Annotated in this window: 12 protein-coding genes and 1 other RNA gene; 5 read left to right on the top strand and 8 right to left on the bottom strand. The window is 65.7% G+C overall.

Annotated elements, in window-relative coordinates:
• Nucleotide 1: 1 nt before the first annotated feature.
• The 6 genes from J2R76_RS22660 to tkt form a co-directional block, all read right to left on the bottom strand.
• On the bottom strand, nt 2-685 hold the full coding sequence (locus tag J2R76_RS22660; protein ID WP_253624980.1) for a thiamine phosphate synthase: 684 nt from the start codon (nt 683-685) through the stop codon (nt 2-4).
• Complete coding sequence (locus J2R76_RS22655) at nt 686-1711, bottom strand: class I fructose-bisphosphate aldolase (RefSeq protein WP_076825042.1); 1026 nt, start codon at nt 1709-1711, stop codon at nt 686-688.
• Between the two features lie 316 nt (nt 1712-2027).
• The gene (gene fba, locus J2R76_RS22650; protein ID WP_057016199.1) at nt 2028-3095 is read right to left on the bottom strand and encodes a class II fructose-bisphosphate aldolase; all 1068 of its coding nucleotides are present in this window, start codon (nt 3093-3095) and stop codon (nt 2028-2030) included.
• Nucleotides 3096-3226: 131 nt separating this feature from the next.
• Nucleotides 3227-4423: a phosphoglycerate kinase gene (locus J2R76_RS22645; RefSeq protein WP_057016200.1), complete on the bottom strand. Its 1197-nt coding sequence runs from the start codon at nt 4421-4423 to the stop codon at nt 3227-3229.
• Nucleotides 4424-4602: 179 nt separating this feature from the next.
• The gene (gene gap, locus J2R76_RS22640) at nt 4603-5610 is read right to left on the bottom strand and encodes a type I glyceraldehyde-3-phosphate dehydrogenase (protein WP_016842563.1); all 1008 of its coding nucleotides are present in this window, start codon (nt 5608-5610) and stop codon (nt 4603-4605) included.
• A gap of 160 nt (nt 5611-5770) precedes the next feature.
• A complete protein-coding gene (tkt, locus tag J2R76_RS22635) occupies nt 5771-7753 on the bottom strand; it encodes a transketolase (protein ID WP_253624979.1) in 1983 nt (660 codons plus the stop codon).
• A 333-nt stretch (nt 7754-8086) separates the two neighbouring features.
• Here tkt and J2R76_RS22630 point away from each other — a divergent pair, with 333 nt between their 5' ends.
• From J2R76_RS22630 to J2R76_RS22610, 5 genes are all read left to right on the top strand, one after another.
• Nucleotides 8087-8407: a DUF4164 domain-containing protein gene (locus tag J2R76_RS22630; protein WP_018269681.1), complete on the top strand. Its 321-nt coding sequence runs from the start codon at nt 8087-8089 to the stop codon at nt 8405-8407.
• Nucleotides 8404-8787, top strand: coding sequence for a cell division protein ZapA (locus J2R76_RS22625; protein ID WP_028332812.1), 384 nt, complete (start codon nt 8404-8406; stop codon nt 8785-8787). Before J2R76_RS22630 ends, J2R76_RS22625 begins: the two co-directional genes overlap by 4 nt.
• 265 nt (nt 8788-9052) lie before the next feature.
• A non-coding RNA gene (ssrS, locus tag J2R76_RS22620) (6S RNA) lies at nt 9053-9213 on the top strand.
• A gap of 171 nt (nt 9214-9384) precedes the next feature.
• Nucleotides 9385-9963 (top strand): 5-formyltetrahydrofolate cyclo-ligase, encoded by a 579-nt coding sequence (locus tag J2R76_RS22615; RefSeq protein ID WP_057016202.1) that lies wholly within the window; start codon nt 9385-9387, stop codon nt 9961-9963.
• Between the two features lie 2 nt (nt 9964-9965).
• Nucleotides 9966-10793 carry a TIGR00282 family metallophosphoesterase gene (locus J2R76_RS22610; protein WP_253624978.1) on the top strand — a complete coding sequence of 276 codons (828 nt, stop codon included), beginning with the start codon at nt 9966-9968 and terminating at the stop codon, nt 10791-10793.
• A 94-nt stretch (nt 10794-10887) separates the two neighbouring features.
• Here the strand turns inward: J2R76_RS22610 and J2R76_RS22605 are convergent, their stop codons facing one another.
• A complete protein-coding gene (locus J2R76_RS22605; RefSeq protein WP_253624977.1) occupies nt 10888-12312 on the bottom strand; it encodes a methyl-accepting chemotaxis protein in 1425 nt (474 codons plus the stop codon).
• Nucleotides 12313-12439: 127 nt separating this feature from the next.
• A complete protein-coding gene (locus tag J2R76_RS22600) occupies nt 12440-14206 on the bottom strand; it encodes a methyl-accepting chemotaxis protein (protein ID WP_253624976.1) in 1767 nt (588 codons plus the stop codon).
• Nucleotides 14207-14292 lie beyond the last annotated feature (86 nt).

The raw sequence follows: 14292 nt of genomic DNA, 5'->3' as shown, positions 1-14292 counted from the left end.
GTCATCCCTCGGCCTCGGCCTTGGCCTTGCCGAATGTGCCGGCATGCGCCCGCGCAATCGCCTCTCCGATCTCGACAAGCGCCGCCTTGGCGCTGCGCGGATCGGACCAGATGGAGTCTCCGACCAGCACGAAATCCGCACCGGCCGCCGCAAACGCCTCGGCTTCCTCGCGCGAGGTTGCAAAGCCGACGCACGGCGGCTCGAACAATTCGTCCCACCATTCCAGCCGCTCGGCGATGGCCTCGCGCGAGGGCCGCTGTCCGTTGGCGTCGGGCTCGCCGAACAGTACATAGTCGGCGCCGGCTTCGCCCGCGGCCATGGAATCGTGACGGGTCGCGAGCCCGCCGACGCCGACAATGCGGTCGGGTTTCAGCGACGGCATCGCCTCTTCCATCGCGACGACGCCGGTCAGATGCGCGCCGTCGGCGCCGGCGCGAGCCACGATATCGGGATAGCCGTCGATCAGCAGCGCCGCGCCGGCGTTCTGGATCGCGGGCGCCAGCGCCTTGATGGTGGAGATCATGCTGCGCATATCGCTCTCGCGCAGCCGCACCAGCACGGCCGCGACATCGGCCGCGGCAAGCAGCTCGGTGAGCTCGGCCGCAAGCCGCGCAGGCTCATCGACCGCCGGCGTTGCCAGATAGAGGCGCGGCGTCGGCCGCGGCGGAACGGGCTTGGTCGCCAACTATGCCGCCTGTTTCTCGAGGCCGGCTTCCCAATTGCCGGTGCTCGCGAGCCCGTTCATCCGGGCGCGATGCGAGAAGGCGCGCTGGCCCGCGGGGACGTTGTCGGGCTTGCCGGACCACGCCTTCTGCGGCGCCGCCTGCAGCGCGCGGCCGTAGGAGAAGGTCAGCCGCCAGGGCAAATTGCCGATCTTGTTCATGGCGTCGAGATGCGCGGTCGCTTCCTCGTCGCTCTGGCCGCCGGAGAGGAAGGCGATGCCGGGCACCGCGGCCGGCACGCAGCTCTTGAGCAGGCGGATGGTCTTCTCGGCGACTTCCTGCACCGGCGCTTGCTTCGGGCACTTCTTGCCCGAGATCGCCATGTTCGGCTTCAGGATCATGCCTTCGAGCGCGACGCGCTGCACCCGCAATTCCTGGAAGGTGCGGTTCAGCACGCGCTGCGTCACCTCGTAGCAGCGGTCGATGTCATGATCGCCGTCCATCAGCACCTCCGGCTCGACGATCGGGACGATCTGCGCGGCCTGGCACAGCGCGGCGTAGCGCGCCAGCGCATGGGCGTTGGCACGGATCGCGGTCTGGGTCGGGATTCGCGGTCCGATATCGATCACGGCGCGCCACTTCGCAAAGCGCGCACCGCGCTCGTAATATTTCTTCAGCCGCTCGGCGAGCTTGTCGAGGCCGACGGTGACGAGTTCGCCTGGGCAGTTCGGCAGCGCCTGCGTGCCCTCGTCGACCTTGATGCCGGGGATCGCGCCGGCCTGCTCGATCAGCTTGACCAGCGGCGTGCCGTCCTTGGCATTCTGCCAGATCGTCTCGTCGTAAAGGATGACGCCGGAGATGTACTTGCTCATCGCCTCCTGCGAGCGGAACAGCATCTCGCGATAGTCACGGCGATTGTCCTCGGTCGAATCGACCTTGATGGCGTCGAACCGCTTCTTGATCGTGCCGGAGGATTCGTCTGCGGCGAGAATGCCCTTGCCCGGGGTGACCATGGCAAGTGCGATTTTGTTGAGGTCGGAGAGGTTCATCGGGGCGTCCTCCAGAGCCATTGCCTTTGCAAACCAAAATAGGCGGTTCTCGGGCAAATGCCTAGAAAACGTTCGTCGCGGCTGAGATCGCGCGTAGATTTGGCTTGTTCTGTTCACCTCGCCCCGCTTGCGGGGAGAGGCATAGGCCGCCTTCGGCGGCCGTCGGCAAAGAACGCCGAAGTCGAGCTTCGGCTATGTTGCATCGCTAGATGCAATCCGGGTGAGGGGGTACAGGTCTAACCGCATTCGCCGCTCGTGGAAGCAGCCCCTCACCCCAACCCTCTCCCCGCGAAGGGCGGGGAGAGGGAGAGATACGTCAGGCAACCTTGGGGTCGAGCTGGCCCGCGGCGTAGCGCTTGGCCATTTCCGCCGTGGTCAGCACCTTCTTGATCTTGCTGGCCTGGCCCGCGGTGTTGAACTCCTGCAGGCGCTGCTTGCACAGCTTGGTCATCGCCTCCATTGCGGGCTTGAGGTATTTACGCGGATCGAACTCTTCCGGATTGTCCTTCAGCACCTTGCGGATCTGGCCGGTCATCGCCATCCGGTTGTCGGTGTCGATGTTGATCTTGCGCACGCCGTTCTTGATGCCGCGCTGGATCTCGGCGACCGGCACGCCCCAGGTCGGCTTCATCTTGCCGCCATTGGCGTTGATGATCTCCTGCAGCTCCTGCGGCACCGACGAGGAGCCGTGCATCACCAGATGCGTGTTCGGCAGCTTGCGATGGATTTCCTCGATCACGTTCATGGCGAGGATGTTGCCGTCGGGCTTGCGGGTGAACTTGTAGGCGCCGTGCGAGGTGCCCATCGCGATCGCCAACGCGTCGACCTTGGTCTCCTTGACGAACTTCACGGCCTCGTCCGGGTTGGTCAGCAGCTGGTCGTGCGACAGCTTGCCCTCGGCGCCATGGCCGTCTTCCTTGTCGCCCATGCCGGTCTCGAGCGAGCCGAGCACGCCGAGCTCGCCTTCCACCGAGATGCCGCCGAGATGGGCCATGCCGGTCACGGTCTTGGTGACGCCGACATTGTAGTCCCAGTCGCCGGGGGTCTTGCCGTCGGCCTTCAGCGAGCCGTCCATCATGACCGAGGTGAAGCCGGCCTGGATCGCGGTCATGCAGGTGGCGGGCTCGTTGCCGTGGTCGAGATGCACGCAGACCGGGATCTGCGGGTAGATCTCGGTGACGGCGTCCATCATGTGCTTGAGCATGACGTCGTTGGCGTAGGACCGCGCGCCGCGCGAAGCCTGGATGATGACGGGCGCGTCGACCTCGGAGGCTGCCGCCATGATCGACAGCGCCTGTTCCATGTTGTTAATGTTGAAGGCAGGTACGCCGTAATCATGCTCGGCCGCGTGGTCGAGCAGTTGCCGCAACGTTATGCGAGCCATTCCATTTCTCCCTGTAGTGCAAGTTCGTGGATGTGAAGCGCGATGAGCTCATTTTCATCGCGCTTTTGCTCTTTGTTTAAGCATGATCTCTTCGGAAAACCGCTTCACACTTTTCCGGATCATGCTCTGGATCAACGGTTTTTCAGAACTTCGACGCCCGGCAGCGGCTTGCCTTCCATCCATTCAAGAAACGCGCCGCCCGCGGTCGAGACGTAGGAAAAATCGCCGCCCACGCCCGCCTGGTTCAGCGCCGCGACGGTGTCGCCGCCGCCGGCGACCGAGATCAGCTTCCTGGCCTTGGTGCGTTCGGCGGCATGCTTGGCCGACACCACGGTGCCGCGGTCGAACGGCGTCAGCTCGAAGGCGCCGAGCGGGCCGTTCCAGACCAGCGTCGCCGCGTCGTCGATCGCGGCATGGATGCGCGCGATAGATTGCGGACCGACGTCGAGGATCATGCCGTCGGCCGGGATCGCATCGAGGCCATAGGCATGCGACGGCGCGTTGGCGGCAAACTGGTTGGCGACGACAGCGTCGACGGGGAGGATGATGGCGCAGTTGGCGGCGTTGGCCTTTTCCATGATCCGCAGCGCGGTCGGGGCAAGATCCTTTTCGGCGAGCGACTTGCCGACGGCGACGCCCTGCGCGTGCAGGAAGGTGTTGGCCATGCCGCCGCCGATCACCAGCGCGTCGACCTTGCTCACGAGATTTTCCAGGAGGTCGATCTTGGTCGAGACCTTGGCGCCGCCGATGATCGCGATCACCGGCTTGGTCGGCGCTTCCAGCGCCTTGCCGAGCGCATCGAGCTCGGCCTGCATGGTGCGGCCGGCATAGGCGGGCAGCTTGTGGCCGAGGCCTTCGGTCGAGGCGTGGGCGCGATGCGCGGCGGAGAAGGCGTCGTTGACCCAGATGTCGCCGAGCTTGGCGAGCTCAGCGACGAAGCCGGCGTCGTTCTTCTCCTCTTCCTTATGGAAACGGGTGTTTTCCAGGCAGAGGATGTCGCCGTCCTTGAGGGCCGCGACAGCGGCGGCCGCAGGCTCGCCGATGCAGTCCTCGGCGAAGCCGACCGGGCGCTTGATCACTTTCGACAGCGCTTCGGCGACCGGCTTCAGCGATTCCTTGGGATCGCGTCCCTTGGGGCGGCCGAAATGGGCGAGCAGGATCACCTTGCCGCCCTTGTCGGATATTTCGGTGATGGTGGGGGCCACGCGCTCGAGCCGGGTGGCGTCGGTGACGCGGCCATTTTCCATGGGGACGTTGAGGTCGACGCGCAGCAGCACGCGCTTGCCCTTCACGTTGACGTCGTCGAGGGTGCGGAACGATTTTGTCATGGGGGGTGTCGAACTCCTGGGGTCATTCCGGGGCGATGCGGAGCATCGAACCTCAGATGCGCAATTGCGCATCGGGGAATCTCGAGATTCCGGGTCTGGTCCTGCGGACCATCCCGGAATGACGGAGCGGCAAACACGCAGATGCCCGGCGGTGAGCCGGGCATCGCGAACAGTCGAACTTAAACCAGCTTGCCGATCGCGACGGCGGTGTCCGCCATACGGTTCGAGAAGCCCCACTCATTGTCGTACCAGGACATCACGCGCACGAAGTTGCCGTTCTGCACCTTGGTCTGGTCCATGTGGAAGGTCGACGAGTGCGGATCGTGGTTGAAGTCGATCGAGACGTTCGGCGCGTTGGTGTAGCCGAGGATGCCCTTGAGCTGCTGCTCGGACGCACGCTTCATCGCCTCGTTGATCTCCTTGACGTCGGTCGCGCGCTTGGCGACGATCTTGAGGTCGATCACGGAAACGTTCGGGGTCGGAACGCGGACCGAGACGCCGTCGAGCTTGCCCTTCAGCTCGGGCAGCACGAGGCCGATCGCCTTCGCGGCACCGGTCGAGGTCGGGATCATCGACATCGCCGCAGCGCGGCCGCGATAGAGATCCTTGTGCAGGGTGTCGAGCGTCGGCTGGTCGCCGGTATAGGCATGGATCGTGGTCATGAAGCCGGTCTCGATGCCGACGGTGTCGTTCAGGACCTTGGCGACCGGCGCGAGGCAGTTGGTGGTGCAGGAGCCGTTCGAGATCACCAGGTGATCCTTGGTCAGCGTGTCGTGGTTGACGCCGTAGACGATGGTGGCGTCAGCACCGTCGGCGGGCGCCGAGACCAGCACGCGCTTGGCGCCGGCTGTGAGGTGCGCGGAGGCCTTGTCCTTCGCGGTGAAGATGCCGGTGCATTCCAGCGCGACGTCGACGCCGAGCGCCTTCCACGGCAGCTTGGAGGGATCGCGCTCGGCCGAAACCTTGATCTTGTTGTCGCCGAGGCTGATCGTGTCGCCGTCGACCGTGACAGTGCCGGGGAAGCGGCCGTGCACGGAATCGAAGCGCAGCAGGTGTGCGTTGGTCTCGACCGGGCCGAGGTCGTTGATGCCGACCACCTCGATGTCCTTGCGGCCGGACTCGGCGATGGCGCGCAGAATGTTGCGGCCGATACGCCCAAACCCGTTGATCGCGACGCGGATTGCCATGCTCGTCTCCTCTAATGCTGTTGTCAGCCCCGCGGGAGCGCTCCCACGAGGTTTTTACGGCGGAACGCCCGGTTCGGCCGGGCGCGTACGGAAAAGATGGAGCTTAGGTAATCCTTTTTTGCGACAAGCTCAACCTTGGCCGACAGGTGTCAGGCCAGCGTCAGACGCGCTTCGTGGCAGCGTTAACGACGGCTTCAGCAGTAATGCCGAAATGCCGGAAAAGGTCCTTCGCCGGGGCGCTGGCGCCGAATCCGTGCATGCCGATGAATTCGCCGTCATGGCCGATCACGCTGTCCCAGCCCCAGCGCACCGCGGCCTCGATCGCGATCTTGACCGGGGCGTTGCCGATAATGGCATTTTGCCGTTCGGCGGGCTGTGCCAGCAGCAATTCCAGCGACGGGACCGAGACCACCCGCGTCGCGATGCCGCGTCCGGCGAGCTGCTTCTGCGCCTCGACCGCGATCTGGACCTCGGAACCCGACGCGAACAATGACACTTTTGCGTCACCCTGCGCCGCGACCAGCTCATAGGCGCCGTGGCTGCACGGGTTGTCGTTCGGCGCCGTGGTGCGGAGCTGCGGCAGGTTCTGGCGAGTCAGCGCCAGCACCGTCGGTCCGTCGACGCGGTTGAGCGCCAGTTCCCAGCACTCGGCGGTCTCGACCGCGTCACAGGGACGGAACACGCGCATGTTGGGCATCGCGCGGAGCGCGGAGAGATGCTCGACCGGCTGGTGCGTCGGGCCGTCCTCGCCGAGGCCGATCGAGTCATGGGTCATGACATAGACGACGCCGGTGCCCATCAGCGCCGACAGCCGCATCGCGCCGCGCGCGTAGTCGGTGAATACCAGGAAGGTGGCGCCGTTCGGCGCGAAGCCGCCATGCAGGAAGATGCCGTTGAGGCACGCCGCCATGCCGTGCTCGCGGACGCCGTAATGGATGAAGCGGCCCTTCGGCGTCTTGGCGCCGAACGCCGTCGCCGACTTCGCCTTGTTGTTGTTGGAGCCGGTGAGGTCGGCGGAGCCGGCGACGAATTCCATCGGCATCGCGGCCGCAATCACCTCGATCGCGGCTTCCGACGATTTGCGGGTCGCGACGTTGAGCGGATTTTCCAGGAGCCCCTTCTTGAAGGCGCGCAGCCCCTTGGCGAGCGACTGCGGCCGCTCGTGGCGAATGCGGCGTTCGAACTCGGCGCGCTTGCGGCTGCCGAGCTGCGCGAACTGCTCGTCCCACGCCTTGTGCTCGGCGGCGCCGCGGGCGCCTGCCTCGCGCCAGGCGTTCAGCACGTCGTCGGGCACCGAGAACGGCTCGAGCGAGATGCCGAGCTTCTCCTTTGCCGCCTTGAGCTCGTCGGCGCCGAGCGCTTCGCCATGCGCCTTGGCGGTGCCGGCCTTGTGCGGCGCGCCGTACCCGATCGTGGTCTTGCAGGCGATCATCGAGGGCTTGTTGGATTTCTGCGCGCGGGTGATTGCAGCGGCGATCGCCTGCGGATCCTGGCCGTCGATCAATTCGGCGGCCCAACCTGCGGACTTGAAGCGCTTCACCTGATCGACGGAATCGGAGATCGAGGTCGGGCCGTCGATCGAGATGCCGTTGTCGTCGTACAGCACGATCATCTTGTTGAGCCGCCAGACACCGGCGAGCGCGATCGCTTCCTGCGAGATGCCCTCCATCAGGTCGCCGTCGGAGGCGAGCACATAGGTGTGGTGGTTGACGATCTTCTTGCCGAACTCGGCGGCCAGCATCTTCTCGGCGAGCGCCATGCCGACCGCGGTCGCGATGCCCTGGCCGAGCGGACCGGTGGTGGTCTCGATACCCTTGGTGTGGAAGTTCTCGGGGTGTCCCGGCGTCAGCGATCCGAGCTGGCGGAAATGCTTGAGCTGGTCGAGCGTCATGTCCTTGTTGCCGGTGAGGTACAGCAACGAATAGAGCAGCATCGAGCCATGGCCGGCCGAGAGCACGAAGCGGTCGCGATCGGGCCACGCCGTGTCGGCCGCATCGAATTTCAGGAATTTTCTGAACAGGACGGTCGCGATGTCGGCGGCGCCCATCGGCAGGCCGGGATGGCCGGAATTCGCCTTTTCGACGGCGTCCATGGCAAGGCCACGGATCGCATTGGCCATACGGGTGTGATCGACCTGCGTCATGATGAAAAGTCCGCCTAAAATGAGGAGCTGATGCTGGACGCATCGGGCGGGCAGCCGCGATACGCGCGTGGATGGCCTTACGGGTTGGGGGGTGGATTAGCACCTCAATTCCGCAAGTCCAAGGCGATGGAACGCCTCAAAACGGGGAAAAGTTGCCCGAAATCGCCTATTTCATTCAACGGTGCATAGTTCTCCGCCGCCGTTGCGCTGGGCTCGCTTGCCACGTAAATTTCGTCCCGTAAACGCTTGCCGAACCGCCTGTTTTGCCGTGCGGCAGGCCTGTCTTCCGCAGGCTACCAAGCCAACCGACTTGAAAGGTCCACGCCGCGTGTCATGAGTGATCGTCTCGCCAACGGGTCTGGCAATACCGAGGCACCGCTTGCCGATATCGATGCTGCGACAAAGCGGCTGATGGCTGCGCTTGATGCGCTGGAGAGCTCGGTGGAGCGGCGCCGCGAGGCCGACCGCGACGAGAACGAATTGGCGAGCCGCATCCAGGCGCTCGGCGCCGATCGCTCCAGGCTTGCCGACGAACTCGACGGATCGCTGGTGAAGACGCGCAAGCTCGAGCGCGCCAATCGCGAGATCGCGGAAAAACTCGACGCGGCAATCGGCAGCATTCGCGCCGTGCTCGACGGCGGAGACAGCAGATGAGCCACATCAACGTCACCATCAATGGCCGGCAATACCGGATGGCCTGCGAGGAGGGCCAGGAGGTGCGGCTCCTGAAGCTCGCGGAAAATCTCCAGCAGCGCGTGGAATCGCTGCGCGGCAAGTTCGGCGAAATCGGCGATGCGCGGCTGACGGTGATGGCGGCGCTCACCGCCTGCGACGAACTGGTTGACGCCAGCGCACGCATCCGCAGCCTCGAGGAAGAGGTCGAGCAGCTGCGCAACGCGCGCGTTGCCGCCATCGACCGCGCCCGCGCGACCCAGACCGCGGTCTCCAACGCGCTCAACGCCGCCGCGGAGCGGATCGAGCGCACCACGCAGGTGCTCAACCGCACCATCGGCGGCGGCATCGCGATCGGGTGATCTATATTTTCCGGCATCGGGTGATCTTATCCTCCCCTGGAGGGGGAGGATCGACGCTCATGAAATGAGCGGCGAGGTGGGGTGACGGTCTTTCCACACGTGTAGCGCCCGCGTTGAGAGATCACCCCACCCCGGTTCGCATTCCGCTACGCTTCATGCGTACCGACCCTCCCCCTCCAGGGGAGGGTGGAGAGAAGTGCATGAGTCTCGGCTGCGTCTTCCTTACCGCTGGCGGATTGGGGCAACGATGGCTAGATTAGCCCCCGCGAAGCTGCGTCGTGCGTCAGGAGCCATATATCCCCGGGGCCTTATCGATCCTTTAGGGAACTGTCCCTGGCCGGGTCCGTGGACCCGGACATATGGTGCCCACCTACTTTCGTAGGGAACTCCGGGATCGAGCGCTCCAACGGCCTCTGCGGCTTCGCACTGATTTTTGCTGTTGCCTTGTCGTCGCGCTGCGGCGGTTGAATTGTCTAGCAGTGTTGTGCCCCGCGATACGGGGCGTCCAGCGCGCCGCGGCCTGGCCTTAACGAAAGCTAGCGTCTCTGGGATGATGGATCGTCCGTTGTCGCGGACGACGACAGCGGAAGATGGATCATGCACGCATCTCCATCGAAGGCCGAGCTCCGGGCACTTGCTCTCGCCAAGCGCGATGCGCTGAGCGACGAGCAGCGCGCGACGGCTGCCGAAGCACTCGCCAAGCGCGGCGCGCCGTTCGAGATCGCGCCGGGCATGATCGTCTCGGGCTATGCGCCGATCCGCAGCGAGCTCGATCCGGCGCCGTTGATGAAGAAGCTTGCCGACAGGGGCGCGCGGCTCGCGCTGCCCTGCATCAATGCGCGCGGCCAGTCGCTGACCTTCCGCAGCTGGTCGCCGCAGGACCGGCTGATGCTCGGGCCGCTCGGCATTCCCGAGCCGTCGCCGGCCGCCGCCGAGGTGCATCCGGACGTGATGCTGGTGCCGCTCGCGGCATTCGACAAGCTCGGTCACCGCATCGGCTACGGCGCCGGTTATTACGACTATACCTTCGCGCATCTGCGCAAGGCCAAGCATGTGATCGGGGTCGGACTTGCCTTTGCTGCACAGGAAACCAAGGCGATTCCGGCGCTGTCGCACGACGTCCCGCTCGATTTTGTGCTAACGGAGCGCAAGACGTTCGATTTCCGGAGTAGCTAGCCTTGCGAATTCTCTTCGTTGGTGACGTCGTCGGCAGGACCGGCCGCACCGCCATCGCCGACCACCTTCCCGGCATGATCAGGGACTGGTCGCTCGATCTCGTGGTCGTCAATGGCGAGAATTCCGCCGGCGGCTTCGGCATCACCGAGGCGATCTATCAGGAGCTGCTCGACGCCGGCGCCGATGCGATCACGCTCGGCAACCACGCCTGGAATCAGAAGGAGGCGCTGGTCTTCATCGAGCGCGCGCCGCGCCTGATCCGCCCGCTGAATTTTCCGCGCCATTCGCCCGGCCGCGGCGCCACGCTGGTCGATACCAAGAGCGGCAAGCGCGCGCTGGTCCTCAACGCGATCGGCCGCGTCTTCATGGAGCCGTCCTCGAACGATCCGTTCAGCGCCATCGAGCGCGAGCTCGAGGCCTGCCCGCTGCGCGAGGGCTGTGATGCCATCGTGCTCGATTTCCATGCCGAGGCGACCAGCGAGAAGCAGGGCGTCGGCTTCTTCTGCGACGGCCGCGTCAGCCTCGTGGTCGGTACCCATACCCACGTGCCGACCGCCGATCATCAGGTGCTGCCGGGCGGCACCGCCTATATGAGCGATGCCGGCATGACCGGCGACTATGACTCGGTGATCGGCATGCAGAAGGAGGAGCCGCTGCAGCGCTTCCTCACCGGCATTCCCTCCGGCCGTTTCGAGCCGGCGGGCGGCGTGGCAACACTGAGCGGCATCGCGGTCGAGACCGACGATGCGACCGGCCTCGCGGTGAAGGTCGCGCCGGTGCGCGCCGGCGGGCGGCTCGAGCCTGCGGTGCCGGGGTTTTGGGTGAAGTGAGGTTGCCGTAGCCCGGATGCAGCGAAACGAAATCCGGGAATCTCTCCGCGGTCGCATTGATCCGGATTGCGCTTCGCTGCATCCGGGCTACGAACTACGACTGCCGAAAACCCATCCGGAATGCGCCCCAGTGGCGGCCGTTCACGACGATCGGCGATGACAGGTCCTTCATCAGCACGAAATTGCCGCCGCCCATGTCGCGGCGATAGGTCTGCAGCAGGAACGGTTTTGTGTTGGCTGCGACCTTGCTCACCGCGCGGTCGTTGAACAGGCGGCGGTTGCGGCAATTGGCGTTGTTCCAGACCGGGTCCGGCCCCTGTGGCTGCCGGTAGTTCGGATTGTGGGTCGGCAGATAGCCGCTGCGCGCCCAGGCGACGCAGAACACGATGCGCGGATCGCTCTTCTGGATCGGATCCTGGATCGCGGGCAGCACGCGGTCGGTAAACGCGACGTAGTCGGTCAGGTACTGCTTCGGATTGGTGCCGGCGATCTCGCGATAATTCTCGTCCATCAATTGCGCGAGCGTGACCTCGCCGCGCGCCACGGCATTCTCGAATAGCTCCGAGATCTGCCTTGCGGTGTCGATCACGACGCGGATCAGCGGCGTGTCGCTGGTCTCCACGCCGCTGTCGGCGATGGTCACGATCAGGCTCTCGCAGAGCTCGAGCAGTTTCGCGACGCGGCTGTCGGCGTGCTTGAGGTCGCGCGAGGAGAGATCGACGCCCTTGGCCAGCTCGTTCAGCTCCGCGATCACGCTGTCGCAATGGCCGAGATTGGAGGTCGCGGCGCGCGCCACGCTGCCGATCTCGGCGCCGACGGATGAGAAGCCTTCCTGCACGCGCATGATGATGCCCGAAATCTGCTGGGCGCCTTCGCCGGCGCTCTTGGCGCGCAACGAGGCATCGCTGCTCTCGCCGATCAGGCTGCCGATCTGGCCGTCGAGATCGCGCACGGTGTCGGAAATCTGATGCGTCGCCTGGCGGGTTGCTTCCGCAAGGTTCTTGACCTCGCTCGCGACCACGGCAAAGCCGCGGCCGGCATTGCCGGCGCGCGCCGCCTCGATGGTGGCGTTGAGCGCCAGCAGATTGGTCTGCTTGGCGATCGCTTCGATCGAACCGGAAACCTTGGCGACCTGGCTCAGCGCGGAGCCGACCGCGGCGAGCCGCGCCTCGATCCGTCCGACCGCCGCGACGAGCTCTGCGATATGGCTGACCGCGGTCTCGACCACATGACGCGACTCCGCGATCTGGCCGACCGCGGCGGATGCGGTCGTCTGCACCGCCTGCGATGCGTTGGCGATGTCGTGATTGGCGGCGACCATCGTCTCGGCCGTCGTCTGCAAATGATGGAAGCGCTCGGATTGGCTGCTGACGCGGTTCGCGACCTCCTGGACGTTGCCGGCGATGTCGGCGAGTTCCACCCCCAGGCCGCCGATGCGGTCGGCGAGCTGGTCCACCAGCCGCTCGGCCAGCGTTCGGTCCGATGACGTATCCAGAACTGCAAGCTGCGCGGCCGACATGTCGACGCTTCCTCCGTTACAGCGGCCCGTCGGCCGCCGCAGCATTCCCCATTCCAACCCTAAAGCGTGATTCGCGCTGCCGGTCTTGCCTGAGCGCGCACTCGGGCCTTTTGTCGCTACGAAGCGTTCAAAGCTTGTAGGCGGTGCGGAACCCGCCCCAGTGCCGGCCGCGCACGCGGATCGGTACGTCGATCTCGCGCATCATCACCGTGTTGCCGCCTCCCATGTCGCGCGCATAGGTCTGGATCAGATAGGCGCGCTGGTTGCGGCCGGCGGCGAGGCCCGCGGCGTCGTTGAAGATGCGGCGGTTGCGGCTGTTGGCGGTGTTGTAAGCCACGTCGCCCGGCCGCTGCGGCTGCGAGTAGAGCTTGTTGTGGACCGGCAGATAGCCGTTCTGGTCGATCATCACGCAGAATGCCATCCGCTTGTCCCTGGCGAGGAACGCCTCCTGGAACGCCGGCAGCGTGCGCTCCGCCCAGTCCAGCATTTTGGTGCGGTACTGCACCGGGTTGGTGCCTGCGATCTCGACATAGTCGGTGTCGAACATGTCGGCGATCGTAATCGCGCCGCTCGCTAGCCCGTTCTCGAACATCTTGCTCAGCGTGCTGCCGGCTTCGATCGCGCGGGTGACGAGCTCGGCGTTCTCCTCGTGGATCGCCCACATCCGGTCTTCGATTTTTTCGCGCAGCTCGGCGGTTGCCGCCTCGAAGCGGGCCTGGCTGCCTGCCTTGGAGCGCTCACCGATCCGGATCCGGCACGCGCCGATCTCCTGCAATGTCGCGTTCAGGGTCTCCTGCGCCGGCAGCTTCCCGGCATCGGGTCCGCCGATCAGGATGCCGTCCATCGCGATTTCGTAGACCGGTGCGGTGACGATGCCGCGCGCGGTCGTGATCTCGATCTTGAGGCTGCAGGGCAGGCGCTCGTTCTTGCGCGGATCGCCGCGCTCGTCCTGGCGCAGCAGCACCGCGCAGCGCGCTTTCAGCTTCTGGGCGAAGGCGGTCACCGCCTTGCCGGCCCTGGCGACATTGTCGCCATGCGCGGCGGCTTCGCGCGTTGCACTGTCGATCTCGCCGGCGCTGGTGCCGACCGAGACGATGAAGTGCGAGGCGGAGGCGGCGTTCTGGCCCATCTCGCCGGTGATTTCATTCTGCTCGGCGACCGCGCCGTTGACGTTCTCGAACACCGGGCGGATCTTTTCGATCGCCTGGGAGATGCGGTGCACCGCGTCCGCCGATCCGGTGGCGTCCTTCTGCAGCGCCTCGATCTTGCGGGTGATCTCCTCGGTCGCGCTCTGGGTCTGCACCGCCAGCGCCTTGACCTCGGTTGCGACCACCGCAAAGCCCTTGCCGGCGGCACCGGCGCGCGCCGCCTCGATCGTCGAGTTCAGCGCGAGCAGCGTGGTCTGCCGCGCGATCTGTGCGATCAGATTGACGACGTTGCCGATCGCGGCCGAGGATTCGCGCAGGCGATCGACATTGGCGGTGGCCTCGCGCGCCGCGGCCGCGGCGTCGTCGGCGAGCTGGCTCGCGCTGCGCACCTGTGCCCCGATGCCCTCGGCGGAGTGGGTGAAGCGGTCGGCGGCTTGCGAGAACGTCGTCGCGGTGCTCTGCGCATCGCTGCTGCGGCCGGTCAGCGCGTCGGTGCGGGCGCGGATCGTAGCGAGCTTGGCAGCCGTTGCCTCGGCGCCGTCGGCGACCGAGCTCGCGGCGCGTTCGAGCTGGCGGATCATCGCGCCGAGCTCGAGTTCCAGCAATTCCAGGATCTCCTTGGAGGAATCCTTGGCCGAATCAGTCTCGGTCGAGACCTCAGGGGCTGCGGCCGCGGTTGGAACCTGCGGCGCGACGGCCGGCGCAGCCGGCTCCGGCACTTGCTTTCGAAACAAACCGAACGCCATGTGGGCTCTTTGGGGCTGTGGAAAGTTGCGGCGGGACGGGGCGATCCTCGCACCCGGGCATGAAGTCATGGTTAACAAGTGCCTCA

It is taken from the genome of Bradyrhizobium sp. USDA 4532 (assembly GCF_024171315.1).
GTDB classification, from domain to species: Bacteria; Pseudomonadota; Alphaproteobacteria; order Rhizobiales; family Xanthobacteraceae; genus Bradyrhizobium; species Bradyrhizobium australafricanum.
This window is presented reverse-complemented; position numbering and strand designations above follow the sequence as displayed.